This window comes from Roseibium sp. FZY0029 (genome assembly GCF_036350355.1).
In the GTDB taxonomy this organism is placed as follows: Bacteria; Pseudomonadota; Alphaproteobacteria; order Rhizobiales; family Stappiaceae; genus Roseibium.
Genome location: NZ_JAZDVZ010000001.1, coordinates 635,152 through 653,231, shown reverse-complemented (window position 1 = coordinate 653,231; position 18,080 = coordinate 635,152). Strand labels below are relative to the sequence as shown.

The window sequence follows — 18,080 nt, the reverse complement described above, 5'->3', positions numbered from 1 at the left end:
TTTGGCGTCGCTTGTTGTGGAACATCCCTTATATGCCGTGTTTAATGCTATTATTCCAACGAATGTTTTTGATTGAAATAATCAATTTTTGTGAAGTCAAAGCGGTAGGGGCTGTCCAGCGAGGCGACTGGGCCGTAGTTGCGAAATCATTTCGCTATTGAATGGATGCCGTGTTAAATATGAGTATTCGTTATCAGTGAGGCGCTCATGCTCGACCTGGATCAGCTCCGGACCTTTGTGGCCATTGCCGAAAGCGGCAGCTTCACAAGAGCTGCGGACAATGTGCACAAGACACAGTCGGCAGTCTCCATGCAGATGCGCCGCCTGGAAGAGCGGATCGGCAAGCCGCTATTTGTCCGCGTCGGCCGGCAATCCCGCCTGACAGAACATGGTGAGCGTCTGCTCCATTACGCGCGCCGCCTCGTGCAGTTGAACGACGAGACACTTGCGGCCTTCGATGACACCGAATTGGCCGGTCTCGTGCGCCTGGGCACACCGGACGATTATGCCGACCGGTTCCTTCCGGAAATTCTGGCGCGCTTTTCCAGATCCAATCCCAAGGCTGAGGTCAGCGTCGTCTGTGCTCCCACGCCCAATCTGGCCGACATGATCGCCGAAGGCGAACTTGATGTCGCCATCATCACCCATGTGCAGAAACGCGGCCGCAAGAATGTTGACCTCGTGCGGCGCGAACCGTTGCTCTGGGTCGTTTCCGCGCGTCATGCGGTGGAAAACGAATCGCCGCTGCCATTGGCGCTGGGGCGTGCCACCTGCGACTGGCGCCGGGCTGCGATCAATGCTCTTAGTGACCAGATGCGCGAGCATCGGCTGCTTTATTCGAGTTGGAATTCGACGGCTGTCGGGGCCGCCGTTCTGGCGGGTCTTGCCATTTCCGTCCTGCCGGAATCAGCTCTTCGGTCCGGAATGCGGGTGCTGACGGAGGCCGAAGGCTTTCCGAAACTGCCGGATTGCGAGATCGGCATCATGCGGTCCTGGCACAACAATTCCCGTGTCACGGACGCGCTGGTCGAGCATATCGTGTCGTCGCTCGACAACCTGTCCGTGCCGCTGGCTGCCGAATAGTTGCAAATAATCGGCATTCTCAAAATGATTTCAAAATCTTACCTAGGGTAGTTTTTTCTTCGGTCAATTAAATACGGATTGAGTTGTAAAAAATTTTGATGTATCTTTGATCAATCAATTCGAATCTCAAATCTCACCACTGGTTTGTGGCTCATTTATAGGGTCCTTGCATGCATCACGCACTGGACATCGACCAACTTCGGACGTTTTTAGCTATCGCGGAACTTGGGAGCTTCACCAAGGCTGGTGAAGCCGTGCACAAGACTCAGTCTGCAGTTTCCATGCAGATGCGCCGGCTGGAAGAGCGTGTCGGACAACCGATTTTCATCAAGGACGGACGTCAGTCCAGGCTGACCGAAAACGGCTTGCGGCTGGTCGAATACGCCCGCCGCATGATCATGCTGAATGACGAGACCCTGTCAGCCTTCAACGGCCAGAAGGAAGTCGGCCATGTGAAGCTTGGCGTGCCGGACGATTATGCGGACCGTTTGCTGCCGCAGGTGCTTGCAGCCTTCAACCGGCTCAATCCTTCCATCGAAGTTGAGGTCGAATGTATCTCCAGCCACCGGCTGACGGAAGCGATCCGGGAAGGAACGCTCGACGTGGCCATCACGACCTCCCAGGATACGATGGATCTGCGCGGCGAAATCATTCGCCGTGAGCCACTATATTGGGTAACGGCCACCCAGCACTCTGCGCACACCCAGGACGTTGTCCGGCTGGCCCTTGGTCCGGTCACCTGCGGCTGGCGCCGGCTTTCCATGGAGGCTCTCGACCGGGCAGGCCGCCCCTACCGGGTCTCCTACACCAGTTCCAGCGCAGCCGCCCTTGTCGGCGCTGTTCAGGCCGGGCTTGCCGTGACCGTGTTTCCCGAAAGCGCGATCCGCGACGGCATGCGCATTCTGGACGAGAAGGACGGCTTTCCGACACTGCCCTATTGCGACATAGCCTTGCTGCGCTCCGATACCGCGCGCGAAGCCATGCACGACACATTGTGCAACCACCTTGTGGCGGCCATCGGCAACGTTGGCGGCGGCACATCGCAACTGGCGGCGGAATAAGCGTCCGCCGTCCGGTTTGTTGTCAGGTCTGCGATAGAGTCAGCGGGCGCGCAGCATCATCAGATTGCCGCAGATGACGCACAAGAGGCCCGCGGCCGCGACCGGCGTCCACTCATACCCTTCGAAAATCGTCGACAAGGTGAGAGCGACCACGGGAAAAAGCACGGTGGCATAGCCGGCCCGAGCCGAGCCGATACGCCCGAGCAGCGTCAGGTAGGAGGCAAAGGCGATGACTGAGGAAACGACCGCCAGATAGATCAGGCTGCCGACATAGTTGACGGACCATTCCATGGAAAAGCTCTGACCGCGTAGGGCCGAAAACAGTCCCAGAAACAGCATGCCGTAGACCATGCCCCAGGCAGTGGCAGGTGTAACGCCGATGCCGCGCCGCTGCGTGTCTGCCGATAGCATGTTGCCGAGGCAGAAGGAAAAGGTTCCGCCGACGCACATGGCAAGGCCGATGGCGGCATCCTCGTTGAACTCGGCCCCGGCCAGTTTCGGCCAGAACATCAGACCAATTCCCAGAAAGCCGAGCAGCCCGGCGGCGAGCGCAATCGGGCTTGGCCGCTGTCCGAACAGGATCAGCCCCAGAAACAGGTTGAAGATCGAGGCGGTGGAGAAGATCACCGCCAGCAACCCGGACGGCAACGCGGCCGCTCCATAGTAGAACAGGGTGAAGTTGGTGGAAAACAGCAGGACGCCAAGACCGGCAAACCGCATGTGATCCCGAAGTCCGAAGGCCAGATGATGGCCGCGAAAACGCGCCCAGACCATCATGATCGAGGCCGCCAGCACAAAACGCCAGAACACCGAGACCTCAGGTGCAACCGTTACCACCTGACCCTTCATCGCAATCCAGCTAAAGCCCCAGGCCAGAACCGTTACGGCGTAAAGACCATAGTCTGTCGCGCTGAAGCCGGCAGAGCTGTGCCGGAGGCTGGGGGATGCAACACTCATGAAGGAACCGATCTTTGTGGAGATATTGGTTCTCAGATTGGCGGCCTGAACACTTCAATGCAAATGATTGTTTTTGATGTTTGCATCAAGGTTGCGCATGGATAAAGTCTGTCCGAAACGGGAGCGATCGGGCTCGCGGGCGCGTTTGAGGACAACATGCAATTTCTCGTCGTTGAGAACTATGAGCAGACGGAACTCGGCATTCTGGGCCGTGTGGCTGCGCAGGAAGGACATAGCTGGAAGACCGTCAAGGCTTATCAGGGTGAGCCGCTTCCCTCAGCGGCCGGTGCATATTCCGGCTTGGTCGTATTGGGCGGTGCCCAGGATGCGCTGGCCGATGAAGCCTACCCGCATCTGCCCCAGGTCTGCGATCTGATCCGCGCCTTTGACGACGCAGGAAAGCCTGTCCTGGGCATTTGTCTTGGCTCACAGTTGATCGCCCGCGCCTTCGGCGGAGAGAACCTTCTGGGCCTTCCGGTGGAATTCGGCTGGCGCGATGTGACGCCGACGGACGCAGGGCTGGAAGATCCTGTCGTGGGAACGCTCGGAGACGGAGCACCGCAGTTTCACTGGCATTCCGATACGGTGACACTGCCCGATGGCGCGGTGCTTCTGGCAAGCAGCGCCATGACGCCGGTCCAGGCTTTCCGGATGGGTGAGCTGACCTATGCAATCCAGTTCCACTTTGAAACCGGCCTGCCGGAAGTGCGCAACTGGTCTGAAGCCTTCGCCGACGATATCCGCGCGCACACACCGGACTGGCACGACCGGCTGGACGCCGAAGCAGCCCGCCACGCGGCGCGGGCCGACGGGACGGGAGCAGCAATTTCGAAAGCCTGGCTGTCGTTGCTTTGAGCCCTTCCGCTCTCCCTGGCCGCTGTCACCCCGAAGGTTGTCATCCCGGTCTTGCCGCAACGCGGCAAGACCGGGATCCAGTATTCGGCCAGGCCACGTTGCCTTGCCAACGCACCTCGGTGCATTGCAAGAGGTCAGCGTTGCCTCTGAGCGCATGGTCTTCACACCACCGGTGTTCCGCCCGTCAGAACTGTCTGCATTGCGGTTTCATCCAGATTGCCGCCCGACAGAATGATGCCGGCCTTCTTGCCTTGCAGCCTCGACGCATCCTGCATGAGCGCGGCAAGGGCGGCGGCACCTGCGCCTTCGGCAAGATTATGCGTGTCGGAAAACAGGATGCGGATGGCGGCGGCAATCTCGTCGTCGCTCACCGTTGCAATCCGTTCCGTTCCGTTTTGCAGGATGTCGAGCGCGGCTTGTAACGGCTCCCGGCACGCCATGCCGTCGGCGAATGTGGCTGCGGTCTCTGTGGTGACGATCTTGCCGGCCTCCACGGACAGCCGGTAGGCGGGAGCCCTTTCCGTGACGACGGGAACGATTTCGGTTTTCAGACCCAGCAGATCGCGCACCGTGATCAGCCCGCAAGCCCCCGAGCCCATGCCGACGGGAACATAGACCACATCGAGATTGGCATGCATCTGGAAGAATTCCAGTGCGTAGGTGGCAACCCCCAGAACGATGTTCTTGTGAAAGCTCGGCACCAGCAGGTAGCCGCTTTCGCTGGCCAGCCGTTCAGCCGTGCGCCGTGAGATGTCGAAATCCCGGCCATCGATCACGAGATCCGCGCCGAAGGCTTTCATCGCCCGGTTCTTGCCCTGCGCATTGCCTTCCGGCACCACGATCGTAGCGGGCAGACCCAGCGTGCGGGCTGCCAGTGCCATCGACTGGCCATGGTTGCCCCGGGTTGCCGTGACCACACCGGTCGGGCGGCCATGCTCTTCGATATGTTTCTGGATAAAGACGATGGAACTTCTGGCCTTGAAGGCGCCGATCGGGGTGTGGTTCTCGTGTTTTACGGCGATCTCCAGGCCGAAACGCTCTGTCAGGAGCGGCCAGACATAACTTGGAGTTTCCGGCACCAGTCGGCGCACGATCGGAAAAGCAGCGTCAAGATCTTCCAGGGTAAAGAGCGTGGTCATGGGAAGGGTCGGGTCCGGTTTAACGTGTGAGGTTGCAGCGAGTATATCTACGCAGACACATCTGTCTTTCAGGATCCTGAACCTGTTCGGGCTTGCGCGGCGTGTGTTCCTCGGTCAGGTTGGCCTGCCATGCAACCGCACACTGTTCATCCAATACAGGGACCGGCGCCCTTCACCCGCGAGATGGCCGGGCACAGGCTCAGCCTGCTGCCGGCTGCCGGTTATGATGTCGGCTTCATTGCCGACGCGGATACCGTCGGCTTTGCATTCGATGTTCAAACAGGCAGCCACGCCGTCGGCTCGGACCGGCAGGAAGACTTCGTCCGTTTGCCCAACACTCTGGCTTTGACACCCGGTGGCTGCGATATCCGCTCCCGGTCAGACGGCGGCGGCGAATATCTGTTGCTCAGCGGCGGCAGCATCTGCCGGGCAGGGGATGGCTATCGAACCAACATTCCATCGAAGTCCGCTTTCAGGGCCGCGAGCAGATTGCGCATGTGGCTGTTGTCGGGTGAACCGCCCGCCCAACTTGAAAGCGAGGCATGCATTGCGCGCCTGGTCGCGGCGGTGCAAAAGCCGCATCGTCCGGACAAGGCGGCCAGATGGATGACCGGCAAGCGCTTCCAAAAGGTGACGGACAGGATCGAGGCAGATCTCGGCTCCAGCCTGACCGTGGCTGGTCTGGCGGCGGAAATCGGCGTTTCGGCCAGTTTCCTGAGCCGGGCCTTCTCGGCTTACTGCGGGCAATCGCCCTATGACTATATCATCAGCCGTCGGCTGCAGCGCGCCCGTGCACTCATTGCGTCCACCAGCACACCACTTTCGGAAATCGCCCTTGGTTCCGGCTTTTCGTCGCAAAGCCACATGACGGAAAGTTTCCGGACGCGCCTGGGCATCAGCCCTTCGAAGATCGCGCGCCCGGACAACATGTGATCGCTCAGAGCACCAGGTTGTGGCGGCCAACCTTGTTGATGTCGGTTTCCCCGCAAAGTCCCATGGTGACGTCCAGTTCCTTGTGCATGATCTGCAGCACCTTGGCGACGCCTTGCTTGCCCATGGCGCCGAGACCATAGATGAAGGCACGGCCGATGTAGGTGCTCTTCGCGCCCATCGCGACAGCCTTGAAGACGTCCTGGCCAGAGCGGATGCCGCCGTCGAAATGCACTTCGATCTTGTCGCCGACCGCGTCGACAATGTCCTGAAGCACGTCATAGGAGGCGAGAGCCCCGTCGAGCTGACGGCCGCCATGGTTGGAAACGACGATTGCGTCGGCGCCGACGTCGGCCGCAATCTTCGCATCCTCCACATCGTTGATGCCCTTGAGGATCAGTTTGCGCTTCCAGTGGGATTTCACCCATTCCACCGAAGACCAGTCGAGAGTTGGGTCGAACTGGCTGTTGGTCCATTCCGCAAGCGAGGTCATGTCATCGACGCCGGACACATGGCCATGGATGTTGCCGAACTGGCGGCGCTTGGTCTGCATCATGTTCCAGCACCAGCGCGGTTTGAAGGCAAGGTCCAGAAGCACGTGCGGCTTGGGCTTGGGCGGTGTGGACAGGCCGTTTTTCAGGTCCTTGTGCCGCTGGCCCAGCACCTGAAGGTCGAGTGTCAGCACGAGTGCCGAACAGCCGGCATCCGTTGCACGATGCATCAGGTTTTCCGAAAAGCCTCGGTCGCGCATCACGTAAAGCTGGAACCAGAAAGGCGTCTTGGTGTTCTCGGCGACATCTTCGATGGAGCAGACGCTCATGGTGGAGAGCGTGAAGGGAACGCCAAACTCCTCGGCGGCCTGCGCGGCGAGAATTTCACCGTCGGCGTGCTGCATTCCGGTCAGGCCGACAGGGGCAAGGGCGATCGGCATGGAGACATCCTCACCAATCATGGTGGTCTTGACCGAGCGGTTGTCGATGTTGCAGGCCACGCGCTGCCGCAGCTTCTGACGTTGAAGCGCTGCTTCGTTCTCCCGGTAGGTGCTTTGCGTCCAGGAGCCCGTATCCGCATAGTCGTAAAACATCTTCGGCACCCGGCGACGGGCCAGGGCCTGCATATCGGCAACATCGGTCACAACAGTCATCGATTTCCTCCTGAGGCTCACGAGCGAGCCGGGTTTCGGGTTCGTCTCAGACCGGCCAGCTGTTCGCGCCGGTCCAGATCCTTCGTTTCGGCAAGAGTGCCGCGCACATAGTCGATGTGGTCTTCCGAGGCTTGCCTTGCGCGGTCGGCATCCCCGGCCTGAATGGCGTCGGCAATGGCCTTGTGCTGCTGCAACAGCTCAATGCGGGCCGTCGGGTGATGGTAGAGCCGGCCGCGATTGTAGAAGACGCCGTTTTCCAGGAGCCGGTAGCAGGAGCGGAGCGTGTGCAGCATCACCACATTGTGGGCCGCTTCGCCAACCGCGTGATGGAAGGCAACGTCCAGCCCGCTTTCGGCAGGCAGATCCTCGTTGTCATGCGCTTCCTGCATCTGGCGCACGATGTCCTGTAGCCGGGCAAGGTCGGAAGGCGCTGCACGTGCGGCGGCAAGGCCTGCTGCCTGGCTCTCGATGCCGCGCCGGAATTCGAAATAGTCGTTCACCGCACCCGGATGCCGGGCGATGAGCTGGATTACTGCTTCGGAAAAGATCGGGCCTATCAGGTCGGCAACATAAGTGCCGCCACCGCGGCGCGAGGAAATCAGCTCGCGGTCTTCAAGCGTCTTCAACGCATCGCGAAGCACGGGCCGGGAGACGTCCATCTGATCGGCAAGGTCGCGCTCGGCAGGCAGCCTGTCACCGGATTGCAGCACACCCTTCAGGATCAGATCCTCAATCTGCTCCACGACGGCATGCGCTGTTTTCTGATGATCGACCGGCTGAAACATGCCGCTCCCGCTCCTCTGCTGGCGCGAAAATTAGCGCCGCTTTTCAAATTGGTCAATTTTTTTGTCCAATTCTTTGTTGCTGAAATGTCGCTCAGATACCCAATTGCCGGCTGCGTCAAAAATGTCGGTTGGTTTTTGGCATGCCTTCGCGGAATGTAAGGAAGACAGAATACGACCAAAGTCGGGGGTGCTCCTTGGATCAGGGATCAGAAAACGGGTCTGCCTTTCCTGCCTTTCGCACGTCGCCGCTCCGGGAAAAGGTGCTGGGCGAGGTTCATGCCCGGCCGTTTCGCGCGCTGCCCTGTCCTCGGACCGTGCTCCACTACGCCTTCCTGACAGATACCGAAGAAGCTGCCCGCGATCATGCCTGGCTGTCTGAGTTCTGCATTTCCCGCGGCGGTCACGGGCCTGCGCCCGGTGCCCGGCATCACACGATCAAATTCGGCGGTGGCACCTTGAGCTGGGAACAGCACGCGGAATTCACCACCTACACCTGGGACGGCACCGCCCACGAAGAAACGATTTTCGGGCAGGTGCCGATCAACCACCCCTTTGGCGCCGCGTTCCACGCTCCTGGCGATCTGCTGGTCGCCGTCAGGCTGGAACTGCGTGGCGGCGACGAGGGCAAGGAATGGCGAACCCAGTTTGATGAAGGCAGCCTGACAGTCTCCAGCCTGGAAGATGGTGCTGCCATGGTGGCGACCGACTTCCGGCAGGATGGCGATGGGCTGACGCGGCTGCTGGTCTGCAACCGGACCTTGAGCGACGTTCAGTGCGGTGCAGTCGTTCAACGGCTTCTGGAAGTGGAGACCTACCGCACCCTGGCGATGCTGGGTCTGTTCGAGGCAACGAGGCTGCAGCCGGACATCCGGCGGTTCGAAATCGAGCTTGCGGCATTGACCGGACAGATGCAGGAGACCTCTGCACTGGGGGCCAATCAGGAACTGTTGGACAAATTAAGTGGCCTTGCCGCGGCGCTGGAGGCCGGTGCGACGGCCAGCACGTTCCGGTTCGGCGCCAGCCGGGCCTATGACCAGATCGTACGGGCGCGGCTCGAAACCCTGCATGAGGCCGCCGCTCCAGGCGAGCTTTCCATGGCCTCCTTTCTCGTCCGCCGTCTTGCGCCGGCCATGCGGACCTGCCAGGCGATCGAAGACCGTCAGGCGATGCTCTCGCGCAAGCTGGCACGCGCCACCACGCTTCTGCGGACCCGGGTAGATGTCGAACTGGAAGAACAGAACCGCTCGCTGCTGGAATCGATGAACCGGAGGGCCCACCTTCAGCTTCGCCTGCAGCAGACCGTCGAAGGCCTGTCCGTTGCGGCGGTAAGTTATTACGTCGTCGGCCTGATTTCCTATCTCGCGAAAGCCGCCAAGGAAACCGGCCTGCCGCTGCCGGATGCCAACGTGATGACAGGCATATCCGTTCCGCTGGTCGTGCTGGTGATCTGGTGGACTGTCAAACGCATCCGCCAGCAACATGGCGACCAGTGAGCCTTCAAAAGGCTGCGTGTCTCGCGTGACGGGCGGAAGCCTCTGCCGCATCAGGTCAGGGATGATTTTTGAACCGCAGGCCACCTGACACAAAAAGGCCGGGTCACCCCGGCCTTTTCGTCAGTTGGCAAGCAATGCTTACTTGCTGGAACCGTCTTCGTTGTATTGGTTCAGGTAGGCGATGACGTTTTCACGGTCGTCTTCCTTCTTCAGACCGGCAAAAGCCATCTTGCCCTTCGGAATCATGTCCTTCGGCTTGGTCAGGTAGGCGTCGAGCGTTTCGACGTCCCACACCTTGCCATCGGCCAGTTCAAGCAGGTTGGCGGAATACTTGTAGCCGTCAACCACGCCCCATGGCCGGCCGACAATGCCGTTCAGTTCCGGACCGACCTTGTTCTTGGCATCAGGACCAACCGCGTGGCACGCGGCGCATTTCTTGAAAACTTTTTCACCCTTGGCAGGGTCGCCGTCGGCACTAGCCTGAACGGTCAGGGCCAGAAGCGCGGTTCCGGCGATCATCAGCAGTCGCTGCATGTGTATCTCCCTCGATTTGGGTGTTCAAAACCCGTGCCAACAGAACAGGATGTCGCGCTTTGATGCAAGTGACGGACCGTCGCATCCCGTCCGCCCGACTGGCAGACACCCCGCAGGACCATCGTGCGACCGGCGTCTGCATCAGCCCGCGCGAGCGTTGCTGGGCAGACGTAACCAGTCTTCCAGGCCATCGTCCCAATAGGGCGATGAGCCATAAAGTCCGGCCAGAAAGTCAATGAAAACACGCACCTTGGCCGGCAAAAATTGGCGGCTGGGATAGACGGCGTAAAGCCCGACATCCTTCGAGGCCCGGTACTCGGGCAACAGGATCTGCAACTTGCCTTCGCGCAGTTCCGGCCCGACATCCCATGTGGAGCGCAGCGCGACACCGACCCCTGCCAAGAGGCACTCCCGCACGACTTCGTTGGAATTGGTCTTGATCGGGGCCTGCGTTCGAACCGTCTCGATGCCGTTCGGCCCTGCGAGCCGCCACGGGTCCTGACTGGTCGCCGCGATCGTCACGTGATTGGCAACAAGATCCTCGATGCTCTGCGGGGTGCCGTATCTGTCGATATAGGCAGGACTTGCGCACAGCACACGGTGTACCGGCGCAAGGCGCCGGGCGACCAGACTGGAATCGGAGAGCTCCGCAATGCGGATGGCAAGATCGTAGCCGTCGCCTACGATGTCGACAAAATCGTCTGAGAGATCGAGGTTGACCGACAGATCGGTGTTTTCCGCCAGGAATGTGCCGAGGTGAGGGGCAATATGCAGGCGGCCGAAAGATGTCGGAACAGCAACCTTCAGATTGCCCCGTGCCTTGGCAGACCCTCTGGAAACGAAGGATTCTGCTTCTTCCACGGAAGCGAGTATGGCCACCACACGCTCGTAAAACCCTTGTCCTGCCTCGGTCATGGCGATCTGGCGTGTCGTGCGTTGCAGCAACCTGGTTCCGAGTTTTTCTTCCAGGCGCCTGATCCGCTTGGAGACGACTGCGGGCGACAGGCTCATTTCGCGGCCGGCTGCCGACATGCTGCCGGCACTCACCACCCTTGCGAAAATCTCCATGTCGGTCAGATTGCTCATTTTCAATCTCTCAGAAACACAATTAGTATTTGCCGGTCGTTTTCCTTGGGCACGAACCTTGCCAGACTCGTACTTAGGGCATTCATTGCCATCAGGTGTTACGCAAGGCCAATTCGATTGGATCAGCGTATTAAAAAGCAGAAGGAGTTCATTTCGTGACCGCCATTGCGATGCCCGCGCCCGATCAGGCCGTTTTGGCCCGCCGCCAGGAAATCCTGAGCGCACTCCAGGCGATCGTGCCCGGAGAAGGGGTGATCCATGACGAACGCGAAATGCGTGCCTATGAGACGGATGCGCTGACGGCCTACCGTCAACTGCCGCTGATTGTGGTTTTGCCGGAAACGGTCGAACAGGTCTCCAGGGTTCTGAAATATTGCCACGACAACGACGTCAAGGTCGTTCCGCGCGGCGCGGGCACGTCTCTCTCAGGCGGCGCACTGCCTCTGGAAGACGGTGTGCTGCTGTCGATGATGAAGTTCAACCGCGTGCTCGACATCGACTATGAGAACCGGGCCGTCGTCGTTCAGCCCGGCGTCACCAATCTGGGCATCACCCGTGCGGTCGAGCATGAAGGCTTCTACTACGCCCCGGATCCGTCTTCTCAGATCGCCTGTTCCATCGGCGGCAACATCGCGGAAAACTCCGGCGGCGTGCACTGCCTGAAATACGGGCTGACCACCAACAACGTCCTTGGCCTTGAAATGGTGCTCATCACCGGAGAGGTCATCCGCCTCGGCGGCAAGCATCTGGACAGCGAAGGCTACGACCTCATGGCCCTGATGACGGGTTCGGAAGGTCTGCTCGGGGTCGTGACCGAGGTAACCGTTCGAATTCTGCAAAAGCCCGAAACCGCGCGGGCGCTTCTGATCGGTTTTCCGACCAGCGAGGACGGCGGCCGTTGCGTCGCCGACATCATTGCCGCCGGCATCATCCCCGGCGGTATGGAGATGATGGACAAGCCCGCCATTCACGCGGCTGAGGACTTCGTCAACGCGGGCTATCCGCGCGATGTCGAGGCCTTGCTGATCGTCGAGCTGGACGGGCCGGAAGGCGAGGTCAACTATCTGATCGAGCGAGTGGAAGAAATTGCCAACGCCAACCGGGCCAGCCATGTGCGCATTTCCCAGAGCGAGGAAGAGCGCATGACTTTCTGGGCCGGTCGCAAGGCTGCTTTCCCGGCCGTGGGGCGCATTTCGCCGGATTATCTTTGCATGGACGGCACCATTCCGCGCCGCGAGCTGCCGAAGGTGCTGGCCCGTATGCGGGAGCTGTCGGTTAAACACGGGCTTGGTGTCGCCAACGTCTTTCATGCCGGCGACGGCAACCTGCATCCCCTGATCCTCTACGATGCCAACAAGCCCGGTGAACTGGACGCAGCCGAGGCCTTCGGCGCGGACATCCTGAGGCTGTGTGTCGAGGTCGGCGGCGTGCTGACTGGCGAGCACGGGGTCGGCATCGAAAAGCGCGATCTGATGACGGACATGTTTACCGAAGCGGATCTGAAGCAGCAGCAGCGTGTCAAATGCGCTTTCGACCAGAAGCATCTTCTCAATCCGGGCAAGGTCTTTCCCGTGCTGCACCGCTGCGCGGAACTTGGCAAGATGCACGTTCACAAGGGCCAGTTGCCCTTTCCAGACATTCCGCGGTTTTGAGGGCAAGGCATGGACGCGACACTGAAACCGCAGAGCACCACAGACGTGGAAAAGGTGGTGGCCTGGGCCGCGGCCGAGGACCAGCCTCTGGAAATCATCGGCCAGGGCTCGAAGCGGGCACTGGGTCGGCCTGTCCAGGCTGCCCATGTGCTGGATCTTTCTGGGCTGACCGGTATCGAGAGTTATGAACCGGCTGAGCTGGTTTTGACGGTAAAGGCCGGGACGCCGATTGCTGAATTGGAGAAGCTGGTCGATGACAACGGGCAGGAACTGTCTTTCGAACCGATGGATTTCGGCCCGCTTCTGGGCAGCGCACCTGCGCAGGGCACAATCGGCGGTGTGCTGGCGGCAAACCTCTCCGGACCCCGCCGGATCAAGGCCGGTGCCGCGCGCGATCATGTGCTTGGCATGGAAGCCGTTTCAGGACGTGGCGAAATCTTCAATTCCGGCGGCTTGGTGGTGAAGAACGTCACCGGTTACGACCTGCCGAGGGCCCTGTGCGGTGCCTATGGCACGCTTGCGGTCGCGACGACCGTCACGCTGAAGGTCAATCCCAAGCCGGAAACATCGGCAACCTTCATGCTGTCCGGACTCGATGACGACGATGGCGTCAAGGCACTGTGCCAGGCCATGGGATCATCCGCGGAAATCTCCGGCGCGGCCCATCTGCCTGCCGGTGTCAACGGCGGCAGCAGCTCAACTCTGCTGCGCCTGGAAGGCTTTTCGACCTCGGTGGATTACCGCTTCAAGACCCTGCAGACCCTGCTTGCAAGCTATGGGGCGCCGTCGCGGCTTGAGGCAGTGGAGACAGGGGAGCTCTGGCAGACGATCCGCGACGTCAAACCCTATGCCGGCGGCGCAACGCCTGTCTGGCGGATTTCCGTTGCCCCCACTGCCGGGCCGCAACTGGTTGCCGGTTTGAGGGAAACATTCGAGCTTCAGGCCTATTACGACTGGAGCGGTGGTCTTGTCTGGTTGTCCTGTCTGGACGGCAGCCTCCACGAGGCGGAAATAAGAGCTGCGATCGAGGCGGTCGGTGGCGGCCATGCAACGCTTGTGCGGGCCAACGCCTCTCAGCGCTCGAACGCTGCCGTGTTTCATCCGCAGCCTGCTCCGCTTGCCGCCTTGTCCCGCCGCCTGAAGGAGCAGTTCGACCCGAAAGGCATTCTAAATCCTGGAAAAATGGTCAGCGGCGTGTAGTGTGAAGGCATAATCGTCGCGCTTATTTCAAACGGGGTGCCTTCATGGATCAACAGTCCGAAGTTTCAGGTTACATGGAGCCTGGCGGCAAGAACGCCACGCTCGTTTATATTCTTTATCTGGCAAATATCATTGTGCCGTTCACCGCCATTGTCGGTGTCATCTTCGCTTATCTCAACCGTGGCAAGGGATCGGCCTGGGTCGATAGCCACTATACCTATCAGATCCGCACCTTCTGGATCGGGCTCCTGTTCGGCATCGTCAGTGGTCTGTTGACCCTCGTCCTGATCGGCTTCCTGATGTTGATCGCAGTGCTGGTCTGGATGATTGTCCGCTGTATCAAGGGGCTTCAGCTGGCTGGCCGCAACGAGCCTGTGCCAAATCCGGAAACCTGGTTGGTCTGACCACGGGACAGGGCCCGTTCGCAGAGCGCGGTACGGGCCTTGAACCTTCCAAAGACTGCCGGTTCGCTGGTTTTTACTGTGCCGGCAGGCATTCCACCGTGACGTCATAGCCATAGCCGTCGCGCTGATGCGAGGTGGTTTTCATCGTCCACTTGTGCTTTTCAGCCTTGTTCTTCTTCGCCGCCACGGCGTCCAGTTCGAAATAGGCCTTGGCGGACACGGTCCACGTCTTGCTGAGCGCATCCTTCTTTTTCATGCCCCCCTTCAGCACCTTGTCCAGGTTGAGAGAGCAGGCCTGAACCGGATCCCAACCCTGCCACTTCAGCTTGGCCGTCGGAATCACCGGGGTGTAGGAAAGGGAAACCGTGCGCTTGGTGCCTGCGCCGACATCGCGGTTTTGAAAGCTCTTGCTCCACAGGTCGCCGTCGGCTTCGAAATACTGCACGTTCTTGAAGGAACCGACCTTCATGGCAACGATCCGCTCGCCATTCGTGGCCTTGGCCGAAAGGCGCAGCAGGAACCGGTGACTGCCGGACTTGATCTTGGTGTAGTTATAGGAGTTGGCTTTCACCTGGACGGGAACAATGTCGATGCCGTCACGCACGACTTCCACTTTCTCGATCCAGTCCTTGGCCATGGCACCTGTTGCAACACTGGCCAGAACAGTGGTCAGGACGGCGGTTTTTGTAATCGTCTTAATCATCAAATCAATTCCTTGTTTGGCATATCAATCGCCCACGCCTTGCACCTTAGGCGGCCGGGATTGAACCGATCCTGAGCGCTGCATTTATCTTCGGTTCATGTTCCCGGCCGCGGCGTGCCACACCCTAAAAGGCGGAGGGACAGAAAGTCGGCGGCGGCAAAACCGTTGTGCCTCAAAGGTGCCTTGTGCGGCTCTTCTTCTGACCGTACGATCCGCCTCGCTCGGAAGGAGAGGCCCGGGACGAAGGGCCATTGAGGGATACGGGGGCAATGCAGACAAATTTCACCGCAGACCAGTTGAAAGACAGTCACGTCGCAGCGTCGGAGAAGATCCTGCGCAAATGCGTACACTGCGGTTTCTGCACGGCCACGTGCCCGACCTTCACACTTCTGGGGGACGAACTCGACAGCCCGAGGGGCCGGATCTACCTGATCAAGGATATGCTGGAGAACGACCGTCCGGCGGACAAAACCATCGTAAAGCACATCGACAGATGCCTGTCGTGCCTTGCCTGCATGACCACCTGTCCGTCCGGTGTGCACTACATGCATCTGGTCGATCATGCGCGTACCCACATCGAGAAGACCTACAAGCGCCCGCTTGCCGACCGCCTGATGCGGTCGCTGCTCGCGTTCGTTCTGCCGTATCCGAAACGGTTCCGGCTGGCACTGATCGGAGCCTTTTTTGGCCGGCCTTTCGCCGGTCTTCTGAAAAGAATGGGCGGCCCGCTCGCCAAGATGGGCGCGATGCTGGAACTGGCACCTGCCAGGGCGCCAGGACGCGGCCAGCTCGAAGGGCCCGGGGTCTTTGCGGCTGAAAGCCCCAAACGCAAGGGGCGCGTTGCGCTTCTAAGTGGCTGCGCCCAGCCTGTGCTCAATCCCGGCATCAACGATGCGACCATCCGGCTGTTGCGCCGCGCCGGTTACGAGATCGTGCTTCCCAGAGGCGAGGTCTGCTGCGGCGCGCTCGTTCATCACATGGGCCAGGAAGAAGCCTCCCTGGAAAACGCCCGCCGCAATGTCGATGTCTGGATGAAGGAAGCCGACGGGGAGGGGCTGGACGCCATTCTCATCACCGCCTCGGGCTGCGGCACCACCATCAAGGACTACGGCTTCATGCTGCGGGACGATCCGGCCTATGCCGAAAAGGCGGTCCGGGTGTCAGCTCTCGCCAAGGACATCACCGAGTTCCTGTCCGGTGTCGACCTAGGCGAACCGCCAATGCAGCCCGGTCTGACGGTTGCCTATCACTCGGCCTGCTCCATGCAGCATGGCCAAAAGATCACCCGCCAGCCGAAAGACTTGCTGAAAGCGGCCGGGTTTGCCGTCAAGGATGTTCCCGAAGGCCATCTGTGCTGCGGGTCGGCCGGCACCTACAACATTCTTCAGCCGGAGATCGCCCGCCGCCTTCGCGACCGCAAGGTCGCCAACATCGAAAAGACCCGGCCGGACGTGATCGCCACCGGCAATATCGGCTGCATGACGCAGATCGGACTTGGCACTGACATTCCGATCCTGCACACGGCCGAACTGCTTGACTGGGTTTATGGTGGACCGCAGCCTGAAAGCCTGGCACCAGTGCTTCAGCAGCGTGTGGCGGCGGAATAGGCCGTAAAGAACAACCCGCACTTGTAGGGCGTCTCTGTGGCCGTCAGAGCTCGCGTGTGCCCAGTTGAACCGGTGTCTTGTCTCCGCCCGGAGGGCCGTCCACAGGCTGCCCGGCCAGACGGAGTGTGCGTTCCAGCAGTTCCTCGTAGATGGGACGCCCACCCATGTGGTGGGCCGTCAGCGAAGCCGTGGTGCAGGTGATCAGAACCGGCATGATGAGCGAATAGGCTCCCGTCAGCTCCATGACCAGCACCACGCCGACGAGCGGCGCGCGCACCGACGCAGCGAAGAAACCGCCCATCGCGGCGACCGCACACGCGCTGCGGAAATCGTCGTCCACCGGCAGCAGTTCGGCTGACGCGACACCGAAGGCGAGACCGGCACAGGTCGCAATCGACAGCATCGGGGCAAAGATGCCGCCGGGCACGCCGGATGCATAGGAAAAGAGAACACCACCGAAGCGCAGCAATGTCAGCACCAGCAGCGTGATCACCCCGTAGTTTGTCAGAATGAGGTCGTGAACCAGCTCTTCGCCGCCACCGGTGGCAGCAGGCAGAAAGTTGAGCAGAAGACCTGTTACCGCCCCGATGACCACGGCCGGTACCCAGCGCAGACCGAAGGGAATCCTCAGGAAAAGGTCCATGACCGTGATCAGCGCCCGGTTGAAGAACACCCCGAGAGCGCCGAGGAAAAGACCGAGAACCGCCAGCAGTGCAAAGCTCCAGACCGGCACGAACCCGACATCCACCTGCAGCGGCGGGCCGATGCTCGTCAGTTGCTCGGTGATGGCTGCACTCAGGATAGAGGCGATGATGACGGCCATATAGGTGCGATAACCGAAGGGAAACTGGCGGCGGGTTTCCTCGACGATGAACAGGATGGCCGCAAGCGGGGCGTTGAAGGCAGCTGCAAGTCCGGCAGCCGCACCGGCAGCCAGAAGGCCCTTGTGGTCATCGCCCGACAGATCCTGCGAGCGCGACAGGGCTTCGGCGGTCATCGCTCCCATGTGAATGGTCGGGCCTTCCCGCCCGAGCACAAGCCCGGATCCGAGCGCCAGGAGGCCGCCAAAGAACTTGGCAATGAGAACGCGTGGCCAGTGGAGGGGCCGCTTGTCTTCCATCGCGCCTTCGATTTCCTGGATACCGCTGCCGGCGGCTTCCGGTGCGACGCGCTTGACCAGAACATAGGCCCCGGTGACGCAGGCTGCCGAAATGATCATGGAAACGACATAGGGCATGTACCCCGGGCCGAGGGCCTGCCGAAGCGCGGTATAATGGGCGAACAGAAAATCGAGGCCGGTGTGAAATCCGGTCGCCAGGCTGCCGACCATGATACCGACGAGTGTGGCCTTCAGAAAATAGGCGGCATCCGAACGGACCGAAAAGGAGGAGAATGGGTCTTTCATGCCGCGGTCCTGAAAGAGATTTCGAGGAAATGGTCTGAGGCC

The 18,080-nt window shown here is 60.4% G+C and carries 17 protein-coding genes; 9 read left to right on the top strand and 8 right to left on the bottom strand.

The window, feature by feature from the left end; translation table 11 throughout:
* Positions 1–207 precede the first annotated feature (207 nt).
* A complete protein-coding gene (locus V1T76_RS03015) occupies positions 208–1,083 on the top strand; it encodes a LysR substrate-binding domain-containing protein (protein WP_330559126.1) in 876 nt (291 codons plus the stop codon).
* Between the two features lie 170 nt (positions 1,084–1,253).
* Complete coding sequence (locus V1T76_RS03010) at positions 1,254–2,144, top strand: LysR substrate-binding domain-containing protein (RefSeq protein ID WP_330559125.1); 891 nt, start codon at positions 1,254–1,256, stop codon at positions 2,142–2,144.
* A 39-nt stretch (positions 2,145–2,183) separates the two neighbouring features.
* Here V1T76_RS03010 and V1T76_RS03005 read toward each other — a convergent pair whose 3' ends face one another.
* Positions 2,184–3,101 (bottom strand): DMT family transporter, encoded by a 918-nt coding sequence (locus V1T76_RS03005; protein WP_330559124.1) that lies wholly within the window; start codon positions 3,099–3,101, stop codon positions 2,184–2,186.
* Positions 3,102–3,257: 156 nt separating this feature from the next.
* Here V1T76_RS03005 and V1T76_RS03000 point away from each other — a divergent pair, with 156 nt between their 5' ends.
* On the top strand, positions 3,258–3,956 hold the full coding sequence (locus V1T76_RS03000; protein ID WP_330559123.1) for a type 1 glutamine amidotransferase: 699 nt from the start codon (positions 3,258–3,260) through the stop codon (positions 3,954–3,956).
* Between the two features lie 161 nt (positions 3,957–4,117).
* Here V1T76_RS03000 and V1T76_RS02995 read toward each other — a convergent pair whose 3' ends face one another.
* Entirely contained in the window at positions 4,118–5,095 is a 978-nt protein-coding gene (locus tag V1T76_RS02995) for a threonine dehydratase (RefSeq protein WP_330559122.1), read from the bottom strand.
* Between the two features lie 129 nt (positions 5,096–5,224).
* Between V1T76_RS02995 and V1T76_RS02990 the strand changes: the two genes are divergently transcribed.
* Positions 5,225–6,028 carry a helix-turn-helix transcriptional regulator gene (locus tag V1T76_RS02990; protein ID WP_330559121.1) on the top strand — a complete coding sequence of 268 codons (804 nt, stop codon included), beginning with the start codon at positions 5,225–5,227 and terminating at the stop codon, positions 6,026–6,028.
* Positions 6,029–6,032: 4 nt separating this feature from the next.
* Here the strand turns inward: V1T76_RS02990 and V1T76_RS02985 are convergent, their stop codons facing one another.
* Positions 6,033–7,169 carry an alpha-hydroxy acid oxidase gene (locus tag V1T76_RS02985; RefSeq protein ID WP_330559119.1) on the bottom strand — a complete coding sequence of 379 codons (1,137 nt, stop codon included), beginning with the start codon at positions 7,167–7,169 and terminating at the stop codon, positions 6,033–6,035.
* Positions 7,170–7,186: 17 nt separating this feature from the next.
* Positions 7,187–7,954: a FadR/GntR family transcriptional regulator gene (locus V1T76_RS02980; RefSeq protein WP_330559118.1), complete on the bottom strand. Its 768-nt coding sequence runs from the start codon at positions 7,952–7,954 to the stop codon at positions 7,187–7,189.
* A 194-nt stretch (positions 7,955–8,148) separates the two neighbouring features.
* Here V1T76_RS02980 and V1T76_RS02975 point away from each other — a divergent pair, with 194 nt between their 5' ends.
* A complete protein-coding gene (locus V1T76_RS02975) occupies positions 8,149–9,447 on the top strand; it encodes a DUF3422 family protein (protein WP_330559117.1) in 1,299 nt (432 codons plus the stop codon).
* A gap of 138 nt (positions 9,448–9,585) precedes the next feature.
* On the opposite strand, the gene V1T76_RS02970 is transcribed toward V1T76_RS02975, so the two are convergent.
* Entirely contained in the window at positions 9,586–9,981 is a 396-nt protein-coding gene (locus V1T76_RS02970) for a cytochrome c family protein (RefSeq protein WP_330559116.1), read from the bottom strand.
* A 141-nt stretch (positions 9,982–10,122) separates the two neighbouring features.
* Complete coding sequence (locus V1T76_RS02965) at positions 10,123–11,067, bottom strand: LysR family transcriptional regulator (protein WP_330559115.1); 945 nt, start codon at positions 11,065–11,067, stop codon at positions 10,123–10,125.
* Between the two features lie 170 nt (positions 11,068–11,237).
* On the opposite strand from V1T76_RS02965, the gene V1T76_RS02960 reads away from it, so the two are divergent.
* From V1T76_RS02960 to V1T76_RS02950, 3 genes are read left to right on the top strand one after another with little or no spacing between them, the layout of a single operon-like run.
* Entirely contained in the window at positions 11,238–12,719 is a 1,482-nt protein-coding gene (locus tag V1T76_RS02960) for an FAD-linked oxidase C-terminal domain-containing protein (RefSeq protein ID WP_442970083.1), read from the top strand.
* A gap of 9 nt (positions 12,720–12,728) precedes the next feature.
* Positions 12,729–13,919 (top strand): glycolate oxidase subunit GlcE, encoded by a 1,191-nt coding sequence (gene glcE / locus V1T76_RS02955; RefSeq protein WP_330559113.1) that lies wholly within the window; start codon positions 12,729–12,731, stop codon positions 13,917–13,919.
* A 44-nt stretch (positions 13,920–13,963) separates the two neighbouring features.
* Positions 13,964–14,323: a DUF4870 family protein gene (locus V1T76_RS02950; protein ID WP_330559112.1), complete on the top strand. Its 360-nt coding sequence runs from the start codon at positions 13,964–13,966 to the stop codon at positions 14,321–14,323.
* 73 nt (positions 14,324–14,396) lie between these two features.
* Here V1T76_RS02950 and V1T76_RS02945 read toward each other — a convergent pair whose 3' ends face one another.
* Positions 14,397–15,026: a hypothetical protein gene (locus V1T76_RS02945; protein WP_330559111.1), complete on the bottom strand. Its 630-nt coding sequence runs from the start codon at positions 15,024–15,026 to the stop codon at positions 14,397–14,399.
* Between the two features lie 269 nt (positions 15,027–15,295).
* Between V1T76_RS02945 and glcF the strand changes: the two genes are divergently transcribed.
* Positions 15,296–16,633: a glycolate oxidase subunit GlcF gene (gene glcF / locus V1T76_RS02940; protein WP_330559110.1), complete on the top strand. Its 1,338-nt coding sequence runs from the start codon at positions 15,296–15,298 to the stop codon at positions 16,631–16,633.
* Between the two features lie 43 nt (positions 16,634–16,676).
* Here glcF and clcA read toward each other — a convergent pair whose 3' ends face one another.
* A complete protein-coding gene (clcA, locus tag V1T76_RS02935) occupies positions 16,677–18,038 on the bottom strand; it encodes a H(+)/Cl(-) exchange transporter ClcA (RefSeq protein WP_330559109.1) in 1,362 nt (453 codons plus the stop codon).
* Positions 18,039–18,080 lie beyond the last annotated feature (42 nt).